The following is a 21,308-nucleotide window of genomic DNA, read 5'->3' as shown; positions in this document are numbered from 1 at the left end:
CCGCCGCACCGCACGTCCCGCCGCCCGCACCGCACGTCCCGCCCGCGATTCCCGTACCGCCGCGGGAACTCGGCGCCCGCTCCGCCCGACCACTGAGTGAAGCGTGCGCACGACCGGCACCGGGCGTGTACGCGGACACCTACCGACCGCCAAGGAGCACGGTCCATGTGTGGCATCACCGGCTGGATCTCGTACCGCGAGGACCCCCGCGCCCGGACATCCGTCATCGAGCGGATGACCGCCGCGCTCGCCCGCCGCGGCCCCGACGCCGCGGGCACCTGGTGCGGCCCGCACGCCGCGCTCGGCCATCGGCGCCTGGCCGTTCTGGACTTGGAGGGCGGTGCGCAGCCCATGGCCGTGCCCGCCGTCCCCGCGCCGCCCCTCCACAGAGGACCGGCGCCCGCGGCCCCCTCATCCGATGTCGTCCTCACCTACAGCGGCGAGGTCTACAACCACCACACGCTGCGCGCCGAACTCCGTTCCCGGGGACACCACTTCGCCACCCGCAGCGACACCGAAGTCGTGCTGCGCGCCTACCTGGAGTGGGGTGACGACCTCACCGCACACCTGGAAGGCATGTACGCCTTCGCCGTCTGGGACGCCCGCGCGGAGCGGCTGCTGCTCGTCCGCGACCGGCTGGGCGTCAAGCCGTTGTACTACGCCGAGGTGCCCGGCGGCCTGGTCTTCGGCTCCGAACCCAAGGCCCTGTTCGCGCACCCCGCCTGCCGCCCGCGCGTCGACGCGCAGGGCATGCGGGAGGCGTACGGGCTGGTCTTCGGCACCGGGGAGACGCTGTGGTCGGGGGTGCGGGAGGTGCCGCCGGGCGGCACGGCCGTCCTCGACCGGAGCGGACTCGCCGAGCACGTCTACTGGCGCCTGGAGGCCCGGCCGCACCCGGACGACGGTGTGGCCGCGACGGTCGGCACCGTCCGCGCCCATCTGGACCGGGCCGCCCGCTCCCAGCTGGAGGCGGACGTGCCGGTGTGCACGCTGCTCTCCGGGGGCCTCGATTCCACCGTCCTGACCGCCCTGCTGGCGGACGAACTCCGGGTACGGGAAGGGCCCGCGGCCCGCCTCCGTTCGTACGCCGTGGACTACAGCGACCAGGTGGAACGCTTCACCGGCGATGTCCTGCGCACCGGCCACGACACCCCCTACGCGGCCGAGGCCGGCGCCTTCATCGGCACCGACCACCACCTCGTCGTCCTCGATCCGCGGGCCCTGCTGGACCCGGCGCACCGGGCGGCCGTGGTGGCGGCCCGCGACTCGCCCATCGGTGTGGGCGACATGGACACCTCCCTGTACCTCCTCTTCGGCGAGATGGCCCGGCACGCGACGGTCGCGCTGTCCGGCGAGGCGGCCGACGAGGTCTTCGGCGGCTACCCCTGGTTCCGCAGCCCGGCCGCGCCGGCCGCGCAGACCTTTCCGTGGCTGCTGGTGACCGGTGACGAGGCCGCCGTGCCGCTGCACCCCGCGCTCGCGGCCACGCTGCGGGTGGGCGAGTTCCGGGCCGACACGTACCGTGCGGCGCTGGCCGCCGTCCCGCACCTGGACGGCGAGACGCCCGCCCAGCACCGCCGGCGCGAGGTGCAGCACCTGTCGCTGACCCGCTGGCTGCGCCAGCTGCTGCACCGCAAGGACCGGCTCAGCATGGCGCAGGGGCTGGAGGTACGGGTGCCGTACTGCGATCACCGGCTCGTCGAGTACGCCTTCAACGCCCCGGCCGACCTCCAGGACTTCGACGGGCGGGAGAAGAGCCTGCTGCGCGCCGCGGGCGCCCGCCTCGCCCCGCACTCCGTGCTCCACCGCCCCAAGAACCACTACCCGGCCACCCACCACCCGGCCTACAACCGCGGCCTCCAGGACATGGCGCGCGACGCGCTCGCGGCCGGCCAGGGCCGCGTCCGCGACCTGGTCGACGAGAGCGTCGTCAAGGCCGTCCTCGACACCCCGCCCGAGCACCTCCGGTGGCACCACCGCCTGCGCCTGGAACGCGTCGTCGACCTGGCGCTGTGGCTGGACCACCACCGTCCCGAGCTCGCCTTCTGCCCCACACCGTGCAACGTCCCGCCTACCGCCGCAGTTCCGCACGCGCTCGACCGCCGTCGTTCCGTACGCGCCCGACGGGCCCTGCGTGTCCGACCGGCCCTGTGTGTCCGACCGGCCCTGTATCCGCTGGACCTCGCGTATCCGACGGATTCTCCGTATCCACCCTCCGAGGAGCCCCGCCCCATGCGTCTGCCCGAACCACTCCCCCTCTTTGGAGAGGACTACAAGCGTGACCCGTACCCCCTCTACGCCGAGCTGCGCGAGCGCGGCCCCGTCCACCGGGTCCGGTTCCCCAGCGGCGTCGCCGCCTGGCTCGTCACCGGGTACGAGGCCGCCCACCGGGCGCTGAACGACCCCCGGCTCGGCAAGCACCACTCCCGTGGCAACGCCGCCTGGCGGGCCCGCGCCTCGATCATGCCCGAGCCCCAGCACTCGCAGCTCCAGGTGCACCTGCTGCACCAGGACCCGCCCCGGCACACCGCCATGCGCCGCCTGATCACCGATGCCTTCGCGCCCAAGCGGATCGCCCGCCTCCGGCCGCGCTTCGAGCGCCTCGCGGACGCCCTGCTGGACGAGCTGCCGCCCGCGCGCCCGGGGCACGGCGGCAGCACCGACCTGGTCGCCACGTTCGCCACGCGCTTCCCCTTCCTCGTACTCGCCGAGGTCATCGGCCTGCCGGCGGAGTTCACCGAACGCTTCGACCGCGACTGGGGCAAGGTCGTCCAGCCCGTCGGCCCGGACGACCCCGGCCGCCCGGCGTACGAGGCGCGGCTGCGCGGCCTCCAGGGGTACATCGCCGAACTGGTACGTCACAAGCGGGAGGAAAGGGGTAGAGACAGCGGCACCGAAAGCAGCGCAGACAGCGGCACCGGAAGCGGCACCGACCTGCTCTCCCGCCTCGTCGCCGCCCGAGACGCAGGGGCGCTGGACGGCGCCGAGCTGGACTCCATGATCTTCCAACTCCTCGTCGCCGGACAGGAACCCGTCACCAACCAGATCACCACGGCGCTGACCGCCCTGTTCCGGCACCCCGCCCACCTCGCGGCACTCCGCGACGACCCCGCGCTCCTGCCGCGCGCGGTCGAGGAACTGCTCCGTTACGACAGCGCCTTCGAGCTGACGACCTGGCGGTTCCTCGCGGCGGACGCGGAGGTGTCGGGGACACGCGTCCCGGCCGGCGACTCCGTGATCGTCTCGCTGTGCGCGGCCAACCGCGACCCGGACCGCTTCCCGGACCCCGACACACTCGACTTCGGCCGCTCCCCCAACCCCCACCTCGCCTTCGGCCACGGCATCCACTTCTGCCCCGGTGCCACGCTGGCCCGCACCGAACTGCACATCGCCCTGGAAACGCTGCTCCGCCGCCTGCCGGGCCTGCGCCTGGCCGTGCCGGACGAGGAGTTGACCTGGATACCGGCGGTGCTCGCGCGGGGCGTCGGCGCACTTCCGGTGACGTACGGCTGCCCCTTCGGCGGCACCGGAGCGGCCGGATGAACAGCACGGCGTCCGACATCCTCGCCACCCTCCTCCCGCACCGCCGCACCCTGGAGACGGCGGCGGATACGGCCACTCCCGAACATTTCCCGCACCAACTGCGCCAGTTGGAGCGCCTGGTGGCCGCGCGCCGACCGGTTCTCCTCACCCTCCCGGGCTTCCCCTGCAAGTCCCCCAACCCGGCCAAGGTCATCAGCCGCCTCCCCGACGAAGGCGAACGCCTCGCCCTGCGCTTCCTCGACGGGCTCTGCGCCCGGATAGGCGAGCGGTACGCGCCGGGCGCGCGGCTCGTCATCTGCTCCGACGGACACATCTTCAGCGATCTGATCGGCGTCCCGGACCCGCACGTCGACGCCTACAACGACGCGCTGCGCACCATGATCCGTACGGCCGGGCTGTCCCATCTGAGCACCTTCGACCTCCGCGACGTCTACGGGGACCTGCCCTGCGAGACCAAACGCGAGCGGGTGCTCCACCGGTACGCCCCGTCCCTGGACGCCCTGCGCGCGGAGACGCGGGGCGCGGTGGACGGGAGCGGGAGCGGCAGCGGGGACGGTGAGACGCTGCGCCTCTACCGGGGCATCACCCGGTTCCTGTTCGAAGACACCACCGGCTTCGAAGGCACCCGCTCCGCCCTGCAACGCGCCTGCCGCGCCCGCGCCTACGGCGTCATCCGGCGCAGCCGTGCCTGGGGCGCGCTGATCGCCGAGCAGCACCCCGACGCGGTACGGCTGTCCATCCACCCGCAGCCGCGCGGCGCGGCCAAGTTCGGCATCCGGCTGCTCGACGCGCCCGACGCCTGGACGACGCCGTGGCACGCGTGCGTACTGCGGCAGGCGGACGGCGGCGTACGGCTGCTGCGCGCGGCGGACGCGGCGCGGCGCGGGCGCCTCGTCCTCCGGGACGGCCGCCCGAGCCATTACGTGGAGGGGGCCGGGCGGGCGGTGTCGGTTCGGGGGTGAGGGGGCGGGGCGGGTCCGACCCGGGGACGAGAGCGGGGTAGGGCCGACTCTCAGTGGGGGGCCGGGGGTAAGGACCGGCTCAGGTGATGGGCCCGGCAGTCCGCCGCTGGTCCATGGCGATCAGCGGGTCCCCCGTCAGCGGGTGCTCGACCACCACCGCCCGCACCCCGAACACCTCGGCCAGCAGACCCGGCGTCAGTACATCGCGCGGCGCGCCGGACGCCACCACCGCCCCCTCGGACAGCACGTGCAGCCGGTCGCAGACCGCGGCCGCCGCGTTCAGGTCGTGCAGCGAGACGAGCGTCGTACAGGCCCGGCCGCGCAACAAGGACAGCAGCTCGACCTGGTGGCGTACGTCGAGGTGGTTCGTCGGCTCGTCCAGTACGAGGACGTCCGGGTCCTGCGCGAAGGCGCGGGCCAGCAGCGCGCGCTGGCGTTCCCCGCCGGACAGTGCCGAGAACCGCCGCCCGCCGTGCCCCGCCAGCCCCACCTCGGCCAAGGCACGGGCCACCGCCTCGTGATCGTCGGGGCCGTCGCCCGCGAACGCCCGCTTGTACGGGGTGCGGCCCATCGCCACCACCTCGCGGACGGTGAGTTCGAAGTCGCCGCCGCGTTCCTGGGGCAGGGCGGCGACGTGCCGGGCGGCGCGCGCCGGCGGCATGGCCCGGATGTCCTCCCCGGCCAGCAGCACCCGGCCCGCCTCCGGCCGCAGGAGCCGGTAGACCGTGCGCAGCACCGTGGACTTGCCGCTGCCGTTCGGGCCGACCACGCCCGCGATCTCGCCCGGCGCGGCCATCAGACGCACACCGGCCACCACGCACCGGCCGGCGTAAGACACCCGCAGGTCCTCGATGTCGATACGGAGACCGGGGCCAGGAGGGACGTCGCAGCGCATTTCCATGGCCGCTCCCGGGAGCCCCGACATGACCTTCCGCCTCATGATCCCGCTCCCAACCGCCGGTCGAGCACGTAGAGCAGCACCGGCGCACCGATCAACGCCGTCACCACACCCACCGGCAGCTCCTGGCCGTCCATGGCGGTACGGCACACGATGTCCACCACGACCAGCAGGAGCGCCCCGGTCAGCGCGGCCACCGGCAGCAGCCGGCGGTGGTCGCCCCCGACGATCAGCCGGCACAGGTGCGGCACCATCAGCCCCACGAACGCGACGGCCCCGGACACCGCGACCAGGACGCCGGTCAGCAGGCTGGTCACCACGAACAGCAGCCGGCGCAGCCGGACGACGTCCACGCCCACACCGGCCGCCGTCTCGTCCCCCATGGTCAGCGCGTTGAGCGCGCGGGCCCGCGCCTGGAGGGCCAGCAGCCCGGCCGGTACGGCGAGGGCCGGCAGCGCGAGCGTGCCCCACGTGGCGCCGCCGAGGCTGCCCATCAGCCAGAACAGCACGCCGCGGGTCTGCTGTTCGTCCCCGGCCTGGAGGACCAGATAGCTGGTGAACCCGGCCAGGAACTGTCCGATACCGACACCCGCGAGCACCAGCCTCAGTGGCGCGAAGCCGCCGCCCCGCCGGGCCAGCGTCCACACCAGCGCGAACGCGGCGAGCGCCCCGGCGAAGGCGGCCAGCGACAGGCCCACGCCCCCGCCCAGGCCGAACACACCGCCCGTCCCGGCCACGGCGCCCGCGCCCAGCACGATCGCGGCCACCGCCCCGAGCGACGCGCCGTTGGAGATGCCCAGCAGGTACGGGTCGGCGAGCGGGTTGCGGACCAGCGCCTGGGTGGCCGTACCGACGAGCCCCAGCCCCGCGCCGACCAGCGCGGCGAGCAGCGCCCTGGGAACCCGCAGCTGCCAGACGATCAGGTCGTCCGTACCGGGCCGGGGCGGCTGCCCGCCCAGCCGCCGCAGCACCACCGACCACACCTCTCCTGGGGCGATGTCGGTGGCGCCGAGCGAGACGGCGGCGGTCAGTGCCACGAGGAGGGCGAGGAGCAGCCCGACGGCGAGCGTGGCCGTACGGGCGGGGCCGGGAGGCGTACGGAACGCAGCCGGGCCCGGGTCCGTTCGAGCTGCGCCGCGCCCTCGCTCAGCCGAAACCGGGGGCGCCATCAGTTGCCCGCCCCGGCGGCCTCGCCCAGGCGGTCCGGATACAGCGTCGCGGCGATCCGCCGTACCGTATCGGCGTTGCCGACCCCGGCGATGGTCGTCTGCTCGGAGCCGATGCGCAGGAATTTCCCTTCCTTGACCGCGCGCAGCCCGGCCGTGGCCGGGAACGTCCGGAGGAAATGTTCGGCGTCGTCGAATGCCTTCTCGTTGGCCGCGGCACTCCCCCGGTTCCGTACGCCGAGCTGAATCCAGTCCGGATTCCTGCCGACCACGTCCTCCCACGACACCGGCCGGAAATCCCCCGCACAGTCCGCGAAGACGTTCCGCGCCCCGGCCTCGGTCAGCACCGCGTTCGCGACCTGCCGGTTGCAGACGGCGACGGGCTGTTTCGTCCCCGCGTCGAAATCGAAGAAGAAATACGACGGCCGCTTCTCCGTAGGCACGTCCGCAACGGCCTTGCGCACCACGGAGACCTTCTTCTCCATCTCCGCGACCAGTTGCACCGCACGCGGCGTCGTGCCCGTGACCTGCCCGAGGCGCCGGATGTCACCCTCCACCGCGGACAGGTCCCGCTGCGGCACCTTCTTGCGCGGCGCGCACGCCGTCGAAGCCAGATAGACGTGCTCGATGCCCGCCGCGGCGAATTCCGCATCGGTCGGCCCGGTCGCCGCCCCGCCCATGTTGCCCATGGACGCGAAGGTGTCGATGTAGAGATCGGCCCCGGAACCGAGCAGTTTCTCCTTCGGGATCACCGTTTTGCCGAGGACCGGCACCCGCTGCGCCTGCGCGTCGAGCCCGGGCGGCAACGTCCCTTTACCGGGCGGGAAGCCGGTACCGACGACCCGGTCGCCGACGCCCAGCCGGAGCAGCATTTCCAGGCTCGACGCATTGCTCGTGACGATTTTCCGCGGCGCCGCGGAGAACGTCGTCCGCCGCCCGTCGCAATCGGTGACGGTGACCGGGAATCCGCCCGCCGCACCGTCCCGGTCGCCCGCTTTCCCGGCCGCCCCTCCGTCGGCACCGCCGCACCCGGTGGCCAGCGCGGCCACCGCCAGCACCGTCACCGCCGAAGTCACCCCCACCGACCGGCCCCTCGGCACCCGTTCCACCCGCTCGACCCGCTTCGCCCGTTCCAGCCGCTTCACGCGAGGACGCATACGTCCGCTCTCCCTGCCTCTCGAACTGCCCGGCGGCCCGCTCGTGCGGCCCCCGGACCAGGTAGTCGAGCGGCCGGCGCCCTGGGTTCCCGCCGTATCGGCATACGGTGCGGCGGCGCATCGGGCCGGTGGCCGGTTCGCCGGCGGGGGTTAGAGTGTCCGGGCCGTGGTGTTCGGGAAGACCGGTGACGACCTTCGGGTCCAGGCCGGAGCGGCCCTCGCCACTGTGATCGGGAAGTTCCCGCCCCTTTCCGTACGCGCCGTCCGCCCGTACGGAGCCACTGGCCGCAGCCCGCGGCCGGGAAGGCCGGGGCGGGCGCGCACACCCGTCAGCCAGGAGACCGGCCACGGCATCTCACGAACTGATCCACGAGGTGCTGGAGCGTGACCACCGGATGCCCCTGTCCGCCGATCCCCCGTCTTCCCCTGCCCCCACCCCTACTACGCCCGTTTCCACCCCGCCCGTCCCATCCACCCCATCCGTCACCGCCGCACCGCTGCCTTCGTTCCACTGGCGGCGGCAGGACACGGTGCGGACCGCGGGACTGATGGCGGTCATCGCCGGGCTGCACGTCGTCGCCTTCGGCGTGCTCTTCCTCCTGGTCGTACCGCACCACTACGCGGTGGGCTCGCAGGTCTTCGGTGTCGGCCTCGGCCTCACCGCCTACACCCTCGGCATGCGGCACGCCTTCGACGCCGACCACATCGCCGCGATCGACAACACCACCCGCAAACTGATGGCCGACGGCAAGCGGCCGGTCTCCGTCGGCTTCTGGTTCGCGCTCGGGCACTCCAGCGTGGTCGTCGCCATGGCCGCCCTGGTCGCCGGCGGCGCGCAGCTCGCGGGCACCCTGCTGGACGACGGTTCGCGCACCCACCAGGTGCTCGGCACCGTCGGCACCACGGTCTCCGGCGGCTTCCTGTACCTGATCGCCGCGCTCAACCTCGTCGCGCTGGCCGGTATCTGGCGGGTGTTCCGCGCGATGCGGCAGGGACGGTACGACGAGACGGAGCTGGAACGGCAGCTCGACTCGCGCGGCTTCATGAACCGTGTACTGGGCCGCTTCACCCGCTCCATCACCCGGCCCGGCCAGATGTATCCGCTCGGCCTGCTCTTCGGCCTCGGCTTCGACACCGCGACCGAGGTGACGCTGATGGTGATGGCGGGCAGCGGCGCGGCGGCCGGTCTGCCCTGGTACGCGATCCTGGTGCTGCCGCTGCTGTTCGCGGCGGGCATGAGCCTGTTCGACACGCTGGACGGTACGTTCATGAACTTCGCGTACCAGTGGGCCTTCTCCAACCCGGTGCGCAAGGTCTACTACAACCTCACGATCACCGGCCTGTCGATCGCCGTGGCGTTCTTCATCGGGACCATCGAACTGGTCACCGTCCTCCACGACAAACTGGACCTGAAGGACGGCGTCACCGACTGGATCTCGTCCATCGACCTGGACAACGTCGGCTTCATCATCGTCGGCCTGTTCGTGGTCGTCTGGGCGGCGGCCCTGGCGTACTGGCGACTGGCCGGCGTGGAGAAACGCTGGTCGGCACGGACGACGGGGGCGGAGGCCGGGGAGACGGGCTGACGGAAGCGGGGGCCGGGGAACGGCCTGACAGGGGCTGGAGGCCGGGAAACGGCATGACGGGGGGAGGCCGGACAGTCGGCGCCTGACCGGGAGGCCGACCACCGACCTCCCGAGCCCCTGCCCTCACGAGCCCCGGGCCCTCAGACTCCCGGCCTCCTGGACCGCCGGGCACCCGGGCTGTCGACCACCCGGCCACCCAGCCCCTACCTCCCCCCTCCCCCCGAACTCCCCTCAATCAGGTCGCCGATCCGGCCGCCGCGCCCGTCTTCAAATCCCGGCCCCAACGGGCCAACTCCGCTTCGAGGTCGAGCGGACGCAGCCGGTCCGGTTCGTCCGGCCCCGGCCAGTTCTCGCGCGGCACACGCCACATGACCTCGAACTCGTTGCCGTCCGGATCCTTGGCGTACACCGACTTGGACACCAGGTGGTCGGTGGCGCCGACCAGCGCGCCCCGCTCCGCCAGCCCCGCCGCCACGTCCGCCAGCTCCCCGAGCGTGCCGACCTCCCAGGCCAGGTGGTAGAGACCCACCCGGCCGTGCTCGGGGCCGGGCGCCTCGGCGCCGACCGCGAACAGCCCGAGGTCGTGGTCGTTGGCCGTCCCCTCGGCCCTGAGGAACGCGGCCCGTCCCGGAATCCCGGTGTCCACCCGGAACCCGAGCGCCCCGGTATAGAAGGCCACCGCGCGCTCCACGTCCCGTACATAGAGCACCGCGTGATTCAGCCGCCGCACCGCCACGTCAACCCCTCGCCTTCCCACTTCTCCACATCATCGCTTCCCGGCATATCCGGCCCCGCTCCACTCCGCTCAGTTACGCAGCAGCAGGAACACGACCGCCACGACCACGGCAAGCACCAAGGCGGCCACGCCGTACACCAGCCGGTGCGCGCGCAGAACCGGGAGCAGCCGGTCGACCGCGTACCGGCCGGGACCGGTCAGCGCGAGAGCCGCGGCGCCCGCCGTGAGCAGCAGCTCGTACTCGACACCGTCGGGTGCGAAGAACCCGCCGCCCCACTTGACCGCCAGCGCGTTCACCATCGTCCCGACGACCGCCGCGCCCGCCAGCGGCGTCAGCAGACCGAGCACCAGCCCGAGACCGCCCAGCGTCTCGCTGAGGCCGGCGACCACGGCCATCGCCTTGCCGGACGGGTAACCGCTGGCCGCGAAGAACTGCCCGGTCGCATCCAGTCCGCCCCCGCCGAACCAGCCGAACAGCTTCTGCGCACCGTGCGCGGCCATGATCAGACCGACCGCGATCCGCAACAGCAGCAGACCGACGTCGTACGCGTGCGGAGTCGCGGCGTGACGGTCACCGGCGCCGCTGCCGTAGTCACGGAGAGGGCTGAGAGGGGAGGACATGTGAACGCTCTTTTCTGTCTGGGCCGGCGGGGCCCCTACGGAGTCCGGGCCGCGACCATCGAAAGTACTTGAAACTTCAAGTCACACTTCGACGATACACATCACTTGAAACCTGAACAACCGCGCCGCACCCCCACCCGTCACTCTTCGGCCACCCCCACGCACACCCGGTAGCGCCTGCCCCGTAGCACCCCGCCCCACGCCTCACTCAGTCCGGCGCCACCCAGCTGTCCTTGTCCCCGCCACGCCACTCGATGAGCCCGGGCGCATCCAGATCGATGTCATCGGCATCCGGCGCCAGACCGGCATGCCGCAGAAACTCGGCCACATCACCCCGCCCATGCGCCAGCCCGACGATCTGCCCATGAACGGTGACCCGACGCCCACCGGACGGCGAGGGCGGGTGAACGATCACCGGCGGATGCACAACCATGTTTTCAGCGTGCACCGTGACCAACCACCCCGCACGTCGACCACCCCAAGCCCCACAACAGCCGGCCAACCCGGCATGGCGCCGACCGCCCGCGGAGTGAGCGGCACTGGCCTCGCCGCGGTCCAGGCCCTGCTCACCGCGATAGCGAGCAGCGGCGGCAGCACGGTCGGGCCCGGCGTAACGGAGACCGCAGTCGACCGCACGCCGAGACTCATACCGTAGGAGGTGCTGATGACGACGCATCCGTCGCCGTCCGACCCGGCCTCCGTGGCGGCGGAATTGGAACGGTTGAGGTCGATCATTGACGTGGGGTTCGCCCGCGTCGACGGCAGCCTCGCCCTACTGGAGAAGCGCTCCGACCAGACCGACCGGCAGCTCGCCGACCACGAAATCCGGGTCGACTCCCTGGAACGCTCCCGCCGGCCCCTGCCCAGCATCGCCCTCCTGGTCGCCATCGTCAGCGTACTGGTCACCCTGTGACAGGCCACCACAGCCCACTGACCTGCACGCGCCGGAGGCGACAGGCGCAGGCGCCGCCCCGCGCCTCGGCCGTGCCTACGCCTGCGCACCACCTGATCACTCCGAAGAGGTAGCGACATCATCCACGCTGACGGTCACGCTGGTATCGACGCACAACCGTGCTGGTACGCCACAGGGGAAGGGAAACACCCATGCAGGAGAACCAGGAAGAGATCGAGTACGAGGCCCCCGAACTGGCCGAGGCCGGCGACTTCGCCGAACTCACGCTCGGCTTCCGCGGCCACAACTGGGACGGCTGGGCGGGGTTCCACCGCTGGTGGTAATGCCCGTTCGCCTGTGGAGCGGCCGCCCCGATCGCCACACCAGCGCCCCCGCTTCGGCCACGCGCCGGGGCGGGGCCTTTTGCTGCGACGTCCGGCGGCCCATCGGTGGTCGGGGCGGCCGTGACGATCTGGACCGCGACCGGCCGCTGACGATGCCCCGCTCGCGCGGGGACCACACCACGCGGCTCAACAGCGGGCGGGCGACGCTGGGGCCATCCCCGCTGCGCGGGGGCCACAGGCAACGAGCTGCGCTAGACGGTACCGAAGAAGACAAGCCACGCCCACATGCGCGCAATCCAGATGCTCGTCATGGGATCGCGCAATCTCCCGCCATCGCCAAGCAGGTCGGCGGCATTCCGCGCATCCTGAAGGGCGCGCCCAACCGCGGGAGGACACATGACGCTCCGCTTCATCGGCACCACCAGCGACAACGGCGACTGCCCCACCCTGTACGAAGTCGAGGGCACGGACGAGATCCTTGTCCAAGGCGACCGCGTCACCGACCCCGCCCATCTCGCCGAACTGCGGGATGTGAAGGAGTCGGAGACCTTCGTGACCGTCCCCCGCGACCTCCTCATCCGTTTCTCCCCACGGACCGCTCCGCGCGACATGGCCCCCTTCGCCGACGTGGCACCCCTCTTCCACGCCTTCAAGCACACGGCATGGCGGCTGGAGACCCGGCACGGCTACGCATCGGACCGCGGCACCCCGAAGTGGGAGCGCTGGCAGCGCGGCGAGGACATCAGCGTGGAGGAGAACGAGTGGCGTGCGAACGTACGCGAGCAGACGAAGCGCGGGAAGCGCTTCGAGCGCGTGCGGTTGGTCGACACCCCGCCCACCGAGGGGCAGCGGTTCCTGCTGGACAGTGGACTCGGGAACGTCGCGGCTGGCGAGGACATTCGCAACCTGCCCCGGGGCGAGGCCGAACAGCTCGGCCTGCCCGACTGGGACTTCTGGCTCTTCGACTCCCGCACCCTCGTCCGGTTCGTCTTCGACGAGCAGGACACCACCCTCGGCGTCATCGTGTCCGAGGACCCGGCCGAAGTGCTGGCCGCCTGCCAGACACGTGACGCGGCATGGCACCACGCCGTCCCTACGGCTGAGTTCCAGAAGCGGGTACGTTCCACCATGTGAGCACCGACTACCTGACTGCCCGTGCCACCCTCGGCGCCCGGCTCCGCGAGCTGCGCAACGAGGGTGGCATGGACGGTAAGGACTTCGCTGCCCGGCTCGGCTGGCAGGCGTCGAAGATCTCGCGCCTGGAACTCGGGAAGCAAATGCCTCCACCCGCTGATCTCCGTGCACGGGCGAAAGCCGCGGGACGCCCCGATCTGGTGGCGGAGCTGATCGGCCGCCTGAACGGCGTGGAGGCGCACTACCGCACGTGGCGCCGGGAACTCGCCGGTGGCCATCGGCCGCGGCAGGAACTCGCCATCGCCGAGACGGCCCGCACACGCACCATCCGGGGCTTCGAAGTGTCCCGAATTCCCGGGCTCTTTCAGACCGCCGAGTACGCGCGGCACGTGTTCACCGCGAACGCAGAGTTCCGGCAGTCCCTGCGGGACACGGAGGACGCAGTCCGCAAACGCATGCAGCGACAGGACGCTCTCTACGAGCCCGGCCGGCGGTTTCGATTCCTGGTCTGGGAGGGCGCCCTCCATGTCCTGGTGTGCCCGCGGGTGGTCATGGCCGCTCAGCTCGACCGACTCATTTCTCTCATCGGCCTCGACACGGTCGAGCTGGGAATCATCCCCTTCTCCGCACAGCTACGACGAACGCCCGCTCACGGCTTCCGGATCTACGACACCCGGCTGGTGATCGTCGAAACGATCAACGCTGAGATGTGGCTCGACGACGCGGACAGCCTCGCTCTGTACGAGCGGGCGTGGGACTGGCTCGACGAGGCGGCGGTATACGACCACCAGGCGCACCGCCTCATCGCCCGTGCGCGGGCATCACTCGACCTGTCCTGAGCAGCAATTCCAGCAATCGCCCAAGAGAATTCGCAATAGCGCGCAATCGCCAAGCAGACGCGCAAACGGCCGTTCTACGGTCAGCTCATTCCGACGAAGCCGACCACGGCCGAGGCCGGAACGGCCTGGCTTGTGCAGTGCAGCACCCAACCTGCGACCGTGCGCGCCCAATGGGCGACCACTACGTTGGCTCCGGTGCGGTCGGCTGCATGGCGCGTCGTCGAAGCTGACTTGATGCGGTCCATCGACGCCATGCGCCCGCTCGGCCGCGCCGGGGCACTGGGCCCTGTCCTTGTCTGTACCGAGACCCGGCGGGCGTGGTGGCTCACTGCCCTTGGTGCCGAGGGCCACCTCGACGATCTACCCGCGCTCACCGTCCGGCCGGCTCAAATGGCCTCTGCTCTGCCCTCAGGTGGGGCGCAGCGCGTACGGCCGCGGCTGGCTGGAGCTACCAGACAGTACCGGGAAACTCACCGACCCTGTCGCGCTCGGCGCCGCGTTCGGCCCCACCAGCGCTCTCTCCGCGGAGGCATTCCGATAACCAACCCGCCGCCCCTCGCGTTCATCTACGACCGCAACGCCACGCGGTCCAGCGCCTACCTCGACATGCGCCTCGACGGCTGCCGCAACTACGCCACGGTGAAGGGCTGGACGATCGCCGACCACTGGGTCGACCGCGGAGACGACGCGCTCACCGACACCCGCCCGCAGCTCTCGGCTCTCCTTCAGATCATGAGCCGGGAGGCTCGCATCCGGCCGGTCTGGGGACTGTCGGCCCGCGGCGGCTGCCCGGCGCCGTCTCGCCGGGCAGCCGTCCCCCTGCTCCCACGCCGAAGCGTTCACCCATGGCGGCGTGGGAAGGCGGGCCGGTCGTGAGTACGCGCGGGCGGCCCGCCCCCCGGAAAAGACCGTTGTACCTCGGCACTTTCCCGGTACGCATAAGGCGACCGCAGCCGCTCGCGCTGCGGTTCACGAAGCGGCGCGGCCGGCGTATGCGTGTCCGCTGGATCGCGCCGCTAGACGCACCGATGCAGTCGAGTGCGTCCCGTCCCGTACCTCTGAGGTGCGGGGCGATCTACGTTTACGTCGAAGGCCCCGCCGATTTCTCCGGCGGGGCCTCGCCTGTGGGTCCGGCCTCCCCGCCAGAGCACCACAGGAGGTGGGAGGTGCGGGTCAGGCGCGGTGGGGGGGGGGAGGCACGCCCGCCCCTCTCTTACATCGCCCTGTACGCGGCTCTCCTGCTCGGCCCACCCCTTATCGAGGGATGATGCTCTTGGGGTTGTGGACTCTTTGCGGACTTTCAAGATCGAAAAGGCCCCCGATCGATCACGATTGGGGGCCTTGACCTAGCCGCTCACCTGCGACTTTTCACTCTGTGGGCACAACAGGATTTGAACCTGTGACATCTGCTTTGTAAGAGCAGCGCTCTACCGCTGAGCTATGCGCCCTGGCTGAGCGGACAGACTACCTTGCTTTGGGCCCTGCACCGCAAACCCGGGTCTCGGGCGACTCTGGACGGAGCTCGCGCTGTCCTGGACGCGGACTGCGGACGGTCCAGACATGGGCTGCACATGGTTCTGGGCGGGGGCTGCGGACGGTGCCGGACGTGGACTGCGTGCGGGCCCGCCCCGGACCGCGCGCGTTCCTCGTCCCGGACTGCACAATGCCCCAGACCCGGACTGCGCGCCGTTCGGTTCCGCTGCCGAATCACGGCCCCGATCGCGAACCAACCGGCCGCTGTGTTCGTTCCCACTGGGTGGGAGAATGGCAGCCGGGCCTGGGGCGATGCGATCGGGAGAGGGATGTGACGGCGACACACACGCAGCCGTACGAGCAGCGAGAACGCCGTGCAGTACGCCGCCGCTCCCGAGGTGGCCCGCTCCGGGACACCGTAGCTCTGCTCCTGCTGCCGCTGCCGTTGCTGGTCGCCGCGGCCCCGGCCGCCTTCGCGGGCGGTGGTACGCGGCGCTGGTTCGGGCGTGGGGAAAGCCAGCGTGCGGATGCCCAGGCCGCGAAGGATGCCGCGGCGGCGGCGTTCTACGAACTGGACACGGCCCAGCGTGACCTGCGGATCTCCATAGAGACGATCACCGCGGTCGACCGTTCCCCGGCGGCCGTGCGGGCCGCGGAGGAGTACGAGCGCTTCGGGCAGCGGATCGACGAGGTCAGCCAGGGCTATATCAGCGCCGTCGACGCCCATGACCTCGACCGTGACGATCTCGACGCCGGCGCCGCATCGCGGGCGCGCACCGACCTGACCCGGGCGAAGGACGAGCTGGAGCGGGTCAAGGCGGACCTCGACCGCTTCGCGCAGGGCCTCGGCCCGCTGTTGCAGACCGCGGAAACGCAGCTCGCGCGGCTCGCACCGGCGGTCGAGCGGGCCCGGCAGGCCCTGCTGGCCGCGAGCAACGCGCTGGACGCCATCCGCGCGCAGGGCTACAAGGCGGACGATCTGGCGGCCCGGCTGGCCGCCCTGTCGCCCGAGCTGACCAAGCTGAACCAGGGCGCCGGGCAGCACGGCGTGCAGGAAACCATCCGGCGCGCCGACGACGTACTGCGCCAGGCCGAGGCCGTGCGGACCGAAGCGGAGCGGCTTCCGGAGAAGGCCGCGGAGCTCGACAAGCGCCTGGTGTCGCTGCGGACCCGCGCGCAGGCCATCACGACGCGGGCGGCCAAGGTCGATCCCGTACTGAGCGAACTGCGACGGCGCTACAGCGCGGCCTGCTGGCAGGACCTCCAGCAGGTGCCGGACCAGGCCGCGGACGCCGTCGCGCAGGCGGAGATCAAGGTGCGCGAGGCCCAGCGGGCGCGGGACGAGCAGCGGTGGGCCGACGCGACGAGCCTGCTGGCGACCGCGCGGGCCCTGCTGAACACGACCGACGAGGCGGTTTCGGCTGCCGGTGACCGGCTGCGGCGGCTGGACGAGGTGTCCTTCGACCACGAGAAGGAGGTCGAGCGTACGCGCTTCGCGGTACGGGACGCGCAGCGGCTGGCGATGGCCGGCCGCAGTACGCCCGACCCGCGGCACGCCCGGCCACTGGACGACGCGGTCGCGCGCTTGGAACGCGCGATCGCCGGCCTGGAGGGCCGTCACCCGGACTGGTGGCACTTTCTGACCGAAACGGAAGCGGTACGACAGACCGCGGCCCGAGTCGTACAGGAAATCCGCGACGAACGGGGTGGCGGTACGTCCGGCTGACCGGACCCCGACCGCTACGCGCAGCATTCGGTAGGGCGGGACCAGCCGTCAGGGGACCGGGGGAGCGCGCGGGACGGCGGAGCAATTGGCCAACGGTCGTGCTGGCCGGAGCGGCCATGTGTTGTCCGGGGTGGCGGGGCGATCAGGGCCGCAGTCCGGCCGCCCCGCCACAACCGGAGGGGCGTCCCAGCGACGAGCCGCCACGAGCGGAGCGCCGAGGCCAGGACAGCGGCACGACAGGCACCGAGCCCCGGACCCCGCTGACCCGGCACGTTGGCATGACACCGCGGACAGGCGGATGCTGGAGTCAGGCACGGTCCAGGCGGCTCATCTGCGTGAAGGAGGCCGGACATGGACGCTGGCCAGGCTCTGCACGGGCCTTCCCGGACGCTGCGCGGCAAAGTGCGGCACACGCGACTCGACGAACACCTGCCCGTCGATCACCGGCTCAGCACGGTTTATCGTTTCGGCGCCGGTCTGATGGGACTGGTACTCGTCGCTTTCGGCATTCTCGGCCTGATCGACAAGATCGGGTTCTTCGACACGGGCGGTGACACCGTCGCCGGCCTGAACACCAACGGCGCCCTGAGCGTGCTGTCGATCATCGTGGGTCTGGTGCTCTTCGGCGGCATGGTGATCGGCGGGAACTTCGCCTCGACGCTCAACATCGTGCTCGGCATCGCCTTCCTGCTCAGCGGCTTCGTCAATCTCGCCATCCTGGAGACCGGCTTCAACTACCTGGCCTTCCGTCTCCAGAACGTCCTGTTCAGCTTCGTCGTCGGCCTGATGCTCCTGGTCTTCGGCATGTACGGACGCGTCTCCGGCGGCCTGGCACATGACAACCCGTACTGGCGCGCCCGGCACCCGGAAGCCGCACAGCGAGCGGCACGTCCCCTGCCGCCTCGGACGGGCGCGCACGCAGCACCTCGCCACGAGGTCCCCGAAAGCAACCGACCCCGCCACCGCGCCCCGAAACACCGCCGCCGGCACGCCATGTAGCCGGCCAACCACCCGTCACGACGCCCCTAACCGCCCCCGCCCGGCCGATTGCTAACCCCCGCCTCCCCATGCCAGCCTCTGCCCAGCGGCAGCCCTCACCAGCAGGCAGCCGCCAGGCATCAGCCAACAACCGATGACCGATCACTGATCACTGATCACTGATCACCGATGACCGGCGTTCCACACCCGACAACCGGCAACGCATCTGGCAACCGATTCCCCTCCCCGGCACCACAGGTTCGACACACGTTCGGCACTCGGCACCCGGCGAAAGGGCAGCGACCAGTGAAGATCAGCCGAGTCGAAACGTTCCTGGCCCCGCCCCGCTGGATGTTCGTCCGCGTGGAAACCGACGCCGGCCTCGTCGGCTGGGGCGAGCCGGTGGTCGAGGGCCGGGCCGAGCCGGTACGTGCCGCCGTCCAGGTCCTGTCCGAATACCTCCTCGGCCAGGACCCGTCCCGTATCGAGGACCACTGGCAGGTGATGACCAAAGGCGGCTTCTACCGCGGCGGACCGGTACTCTCCTCCGCCGTCGCCGGGCTGGACCAGGCCCTGTGGGACATCAAGGGCAAGCAGTACGGCGTACCCGTCCACCAACTCCTCGGCGGCCCCGTACGGGATCGCGTCCGCGCGTACTCCTGGATCGGCGGTGACGAACCGGGCGAGATACGGGACGCGCTGACCGCCCAGATCGAGGCGGGCTTCACCGCCGTCAAGATGAACGGCTGCGGGCCGATGCCCCCGGTCGCCACCCGCGCCGAAGTACGCGACTGCCTGCGCCGCGCCGAGACCGCCCGCGACGTCCTGGGCGACGAGCGGGACTTCGGTCTCGACTTCCACGGCCGCGTCTCCCCCGCCAACGCCCGGCGCCTGCTGCCCCTGCTCGCCGAGTACGCCCCGATGTTCGTCGAGGAACCGGTCCTCGGCGAATACCCGCACACCCTTCCCGACCTGGTCAACGCCTCCAACATCCCCCTTGCCCTCGGCGAACGGCTCTTCACCCGCCAGGAGTTCCTGGCCCCTCTCCAGGCCGGCGTCGCCATCCTCCAGCCGGACATCTCCCACGCGGGCGGCATCTCCGAACTACGCCGGATCGCCTCACTCGCGGAGACCTACGGAGCCCAGCTCGCCCCGCACTGCCCCCTCGGCCCGATCGCGCTCGCCGCCAGTCTCCAAATCGCTTTCACCACCCCCAATTTCCTCATCCAGGAACAGTCCATCGGCATCCACTACAACCAGGACGCCGAAGTGCTCGACTACGTCGCCGACCGCGAACCCTTCCGCTTCCAGGGCGGCTCCCTCACGCGCACCGACCGCCCGGGGCTGGGCGTCACGATCGACGAGCCGGCCGTACGCGCCGCCGACAAGAAGGGCCACACCTGGCGCAACCCCGTCTGGCGCCACGCGGACGGCTCGTTCGCCGAATGGTGAGCCCCACCGCAGGGCCGGGCACCGTCGCGGGTGGCAGCGTGCTCACCTTCGGCGAGACCATGATCGCGCTGCGCGGCAGCGGCCCGCTCAAACTGGGCGGCACGATGAACGTCTCCATCGCGGGCGCCGAGAGCAACGTCGCGATCGGCCTGGCCCGGCTCGGCCACGCCGTCCGCTGGGCGGGCGCGGTCGGTGACGACGAGGCCGGTCGGCTCGTGCTGCGTACCCTGCGAGCCGAAGGCGTGGACGTCTCCGCGGCTTCGGTCGATCCGGACGCCCCGACCGGTCTGATCCTCTTCGAGCCGCGACTGCCGGACGTGACACGCGTGCACTACTACCGCACGGACTCGGCAGGCTCGCGACTGACGCCGGACATACTCGACCGGGCCTTCGCCACCGTCGCACCCCAGGTGCTGCACCTGACCGGCATCACGCCGGCGCTGAGCCCCACGGCCCGCGCCGCATCTGCGCACGCCCTGCGCCTGGCCCGGGACCACGGAACGCTGGTGTGCCTCGATGTGAACCACCGCTCCCGGCTGTGGACGGCCGGCCAGGCATCGGCGGTCCTGCGGGACTGGATCCCGTACGTTGACGTCCTGATCGCCTCGGCCGACGAACTCCTCCTGTGTCTCCCACCGGGTTCCCCGTCTGACATCGCCGCCCAGGCCCGACAGCTGCTGGCCGCCGGGGTCGACGAGGTCGTCGTCAAACTCGGCCCGGACGGCGCCACCTCCTACACGCACCCGAAGCCCCTCTTCGGTGACGGCTCGCTGCACCAGCCCGCCGTACCCGTACGGGCCGTGGACGCGGTGGGCGCCGGTGACGCTTTCGTGGCGGGCTACCTCTCCGCGCTGCTGGACGACGAAGGCGTCGCCGGGCGCCTCGAACGGGCCGTGATCACCGGCTCTTTCGCGGTCGCCTCCTCCGGCGACTGGGAAGGCGCCCCCACCCGGGCCGAACTGCATCTGCTCGGCGCACCTCCCGGCACGGTCGTACGCTGACCCGCACCGTCCGCCCACCATGTGCCACCCCCTTTCTCCCGTTCGCGGGCTAATCTGTGGCCATGCCTCGTTACGAATACCGCTGCCGTTCCTGTGGCTCCACCTTCGAGCTGAACCGTCCGATGGCCGAGTCCTCCGCCCCGGCCACCTGCCCGGACGGGCACGAGGACACGGTCAAGCTGCTGTCCACGGTCGCCGTCGGCGGCACCGCAGCAGCCCCGGCCCCCAGCGGCGGCGGGGGCGGCTGCTGCGGAGGCGGCTGCTGCGGCTAGGTCGTGTCTTTCGGATCAGCCTGGAGCAGCCCGCGGCGTCTGGTGCGGTGCATCGCAAGGCGGAGCATGGCCCTCGGACCGGGTGTCCGTGGGTGATGCGACAACGCCGCGAGGTGCCGTGCCAGGCGCCGCGGGCCCAGGATGATCCGAAAGACACGGCCTAGTAGTGCTTCGTTAGCTCTGCCGATCGTGGCTGACCAGGAGCATGCTGGCAGGTATGAGGCTCGGGGAGGTGGAACGGCTCCGGGGCGAGTTGGCGGAGTTCGTTGCCGAGGTGTTCGGTTCGCTGCCGCGGCGGGATCAGCGGCGGTGGGGTGAGTGTTATCTGCGGGGGCTGATGCTGGACGGGCGGCGCAAGTCGATCCAGCCGATGGCCGCGCGGCTGCCGGACGGGAACATGCAGGCCCTGCAGCAGTTCGTGAACCAGTCGCCGTGGGAGTGGGAGCCGGTGCGGCGGCGGATCGCCCGGCGGTTGTGCGAGGTGGTCCGGCCGGAGGTGTGGGTGGTCGACGATGTCTCCTTTCCCAA

General features: G+C 71.6%; 20 protein-coding genes, 1 tRNA gene, 1 pseudogene and 1 riboswitch. Of the genes and pseudogenes, 14 read left to right on the top strand and 8 right to left on the bottom strand.

Going from position 1 to position 21,308, the window contains the following annotated elements; all coding sequences use genetic code 11:
* Positions 1 to 165: 165 nt before the first annotated feature.
* From asnB to ACH4FX_RS13900, 3 genes and pseudogenes are all read left to right on the top strand, one after another.
* Positions 166 to 2,043: pseudogene (gene asnB / locus ACH4FX_RS13910) on the top strand (asparagine synthase (glutamine-hydrolyzing)); the annotation flags it as partial.
* 189 nt (positions 2,044 to 2,232) lie between these two features.
* Entirely contained in the window at positions 2,233 to 3,543 is a 1,311-nt protein-coding gene (locus tag ACH4FX_RS13905; protein ID WP_398478991.1) for a cytochrome P450, read from the top strand.
* On the top strand, positions 3,540 to 4,505 hold the full coding sequence (locus tag ACH4FX_RS13900; protein WP_398478457.1) for an L-tyrosine/L-tryptophan isonitrile synthase family protein: 966 nt from the start codon (positions 3,540 to 3,542) through the stop codon (positions 4,503 to 4,505). The genes ACH4FX_RS13905 and ACH4FX_RS13900 overlap by 4 nt, the downstream gene beginning before the upstream one ends.
* Before the next feature lie 79 nt (positions 4,506 to 4,584).
* Here the strand turns inward: ACH4FX_RS13900 and ACH4FX_RS13895 are convergent, their stop codons facing one another.
* Genes ACH4FX_RS13895 through ACH4FX_RS13885 form a run of 3 tightly spaced genes read right to left on the bottom strand, consistent with a single transcriptional unit; the run spans position 4,585 to position 7,645 of the window.
* Positions 4,585 to 5,400 (bottom strand): ABC transporter ATP-binding protein, encoded by an 816-nt coding sequence (locus ACH4FX_RS13895; RefSeq protein ID WP_398478989.1) that lies wholly within the window; start codon positions 5,398 to 5,400, stop codon positions 4,585 to 4,587.
* 41 nt (positions 5,401 to 5,441) lie between these two features.
* Positions 5,442 to 6,572: a FecCD family ABC transporter permease gene (locus ACH4FX_RS13890; RefSeq protein WP_398478455.1), complete on the bottom strand. Its 1,131-nt coding sequence runs from the start codon at positions 6,570 to 6,572 to the stop codon at positions 5,442 to 5,444.
* Positions 6,572 to 7,645 (bottom strand): ABC transporter substrate-binding protein, encoded by a 1,074-nt coding sequence (locus ACH4FX_RS13885; protein WP_398478987.1) that lies wholly within the window; start codon positions 7,643 to 7,645, stop codon positions 6,572 to 6,574. The genes ACH4FX_RS13890 and ACH4FX_RS13885 overlap by 1 nt, the downstream gene beginning before the upstream one ends.
* Positions 7,646 to 7,876: 231 nt before the next feature.
* Positions 7,877 to 8,091: riboswitch (cobalamin riboswitch) on the top strand.
* On the opposite strand from ACH4FX_RS13885, the gene ACH4FX_RS13880 reads away from it, so the two are divergent.
* Positions 8,089 to 9,312, top strand: coding sequence for a HoxN/HupN/NixA family nickel/cobalt transporter (locus ACH4FX_RS13880; protein WP_398478985.1), 1,224 nt, complete (start codon positions 8,089 to 8,091; stop codon positions 9,310 to 9,312). Its footprint overlaps the riboswitch before it by 3 nt.
* A gap of 235 nt (positions 9,313 to 9,547) precedes the next feature.
* On the opposite strand, the gene ACH4FX_RS13875 is transcribed toward ACH4FX_RS13880, so the two are convergent.
* The 3 genes from ACH4FX_RS13875 to ACH4FX_RS13865 form a co-directional block, all read right to left on the bottom strand.
* Positions 9,548 to 10,048, bottom strand: a complete 501-nt coding sequence (locus ACH4FX_RS13875) for a VOC family protein (protein WP_398478453.1) — start codon at positions 10,046 to 10,048, stop codon at positions 9,548 to 9,550.
* A gap of 69 nt (positions 10,049 to 10,117) precedes the next feature.
* Entirely contained in the window at positions 10,118 to 10,669 is a 552-nt protein-coding gene (locus tag ACH4FX_RS13870) for a DoxX family protein (RefSeq protein WP_398478451.1), read from the bottom strand.
* Between the two features lie 208 nt (positions 10,670 to 10,877).
* A complete protein-coding gene (locus ACH4FX_RS13865) occupies positions 10,878 to 11,102 on the bottom strand; it encodes a hypothetical protein (protein WP_398478450.1) in 225 nt (74 codons plus the stop codon).
* A gap of 231 nt (positions 11,103 to 11,333) precedes the next feature.
* On the opposite strand from ACH4FX_RS13865, the gene ACH4FX_RS13860 reads away from it, so the two are divergent.
* The 4 genes from ACH4FX_RS13860 to ACH4FX_RS13845 all read left to right on the top strand — a co-directional run bounded on the left by ACH4FX_RS13860 (position 11,334) and on the right by ACH4FX_RS13845 (position 13,878).
* Positions 11,334 to 11,582: a hypothetical protein gene (locus ACH4FX_RS13860; protein WP_398478448.1), complete on the top strand. Its 249-nt coding sequence runs from the start codon at positions 11,334 to 11,336 to the stop codon at positions 11,580 to 11,582.
* Positions 11,583 to 11,773: 191 nt separating this feature from the next.
* Positions 11,774 to 11,905: a lasso RiPP family leader peptide-containing protein gene (locus ACH4FX_RS13855; RefSeq protein WP_398478446.1), complete on the top strand. Its 132-nt coding sequence runs from the start codon at positions 11,774 to 11,776 to the stop codon at positions 11,903 to 11,905.
* Between the two features lie 396 nt (positions 11,906 to 12,301).
* The gene (locus tag ACH4FX_RS13850; protein WP_398478444.1) at positions 12,302 to 13,039 is read left to right on the top strand and encodes a DUF6879 family protein; all 738 of its coding nucleotides are present in this window, start codon (positions 12,302 to 12,304) and stop codon (positions 13,037 to 13,039) included.
* Positions 13,036 to 13,878 (top strand): helix-turn-helix domain-containing protein, encoded by an 843-nt coding sequence (locus ACH4FX_RS13845; protein WP_398478442.1) that lies wholly within the window; start codon positions 13,036 to 13,038, stop codon positions 13,876 to 13,878. Before ACH4FX_RS13850 ends, ACH4FX_RS13845 begins: the two co-directional genes overlap by 4 nt.
* 80 nt (positions 13,879 to 13,958) lie before the next feature.
* Here ACH4FX_RS13845 and ACH4FX_RS13840 read toward each other — a convergent pair whose 3' ends face one another.
* Together ACH4FX_RS13840 and ACH4FX_RS13835 are read right to left on the bottom strand one after the other, a co-directional pair.
* On the bottom strand, positions 13,959 to 14,123 hold the full coding sequence (locus ACH4FX_RS13840; RefSeq protein ID WP_398478440.1) for a hypothetical protein: 165 nt from the start codon (positions 14,121 to 14,123) through the stop codon (positions 13,959 to 13,961).
* 1,131 nt (positions 14,124 to 15,254) lie between these two features.
* A tRNA-Val gene (locus ACH4FX_RS13835) sits at positions 15,255 to 15,326 on the bottom strand.
* A 356-nt stretch (positions 15,327 to 15,682) separates the two neighbouring features.
* Between ACH4FX_RS13835 and ACH4FX_RS13830 the strand changes: the two genes are divergently transcribed.
* From ACH4FX_RS13830 to ACH4FX_RS13805, 6 genes are all read left to right on the top strand, one after another.
* On the top strand, positions 15,683 to 17,077 hold the full coding sequence (locus ACH4FX_RS13830; protein WP_398478438.1) for a hypothetical protein: 1,395 nt from the start codon (positions 15,683 to 15,685) through the stop codon (positions 17,075 to 17,077).
* A 351-nt stretch (positions 17,078 to 17,428) separates the two neighbouring features.
* Entirely contained in the window at positions 17,429 to 18,076 is a 648-nt protein-coding gene (locus tag ACH4FX_RS13825) for a DUF4383 domain-containing protein (protein ID WP_398478437.1), read from the top strand.
* A 168-nt stretch (positions 18,077 to 18,244) separates the two neighbouring features.
* Entirely contained in the window at positions 18,245 to 19,507 is a 1,263-nt protein-coding gene (gene dgoD, locus ACH4FX_RS13820; protein WP_398478435.1) for a galactonate dehydratase, read from the top strand.
* A complete protein-coding gene (locus ACH4FX_RS13815) occupies positions 19,501 to 20,508 on the top strand; it encodes a sugar kinase (RefSeq protein WP_398478433.1) in 1,008 nt (335 codons plus the stop codon). Before dgoD ends, ACH4FX_RS13815 begins: the two co-directional genes overlap by 7 nt.
* Positions 20,509 to 20,570: 62 nt before the next feature.
* Entirely contained in the window at positions 20,571 to 20,780 is a 210-nt protein-coding gene (locus ACH4FX_RS13810) for a zinc ribbon domain-containing protein (RefSeq protein ID WP_398478431.1), read from the top strand.
* A gap of 217 nt (positions 20,781 to 20,997) precedes the next feature.
* Positions 20,998 to 21,308: transposase (locus ACH4FX_RS13805; protein ID WP_398478429.1), on the top strand; the 311-nt coding region annotated here is incomplete at its 3' end.

The organism is Streptomyces sp. NPDC018019, from assembly GCF_044327805.1.
Taxonomy (GTDB): Bacteria; Actinomycetota; Actinomycetes; order Streptomycetales; family Streptomycetaceae; genus Streptomyces.
This window is presented reverse-complemented; position numbering and strand designations above follow the sequence as displayed.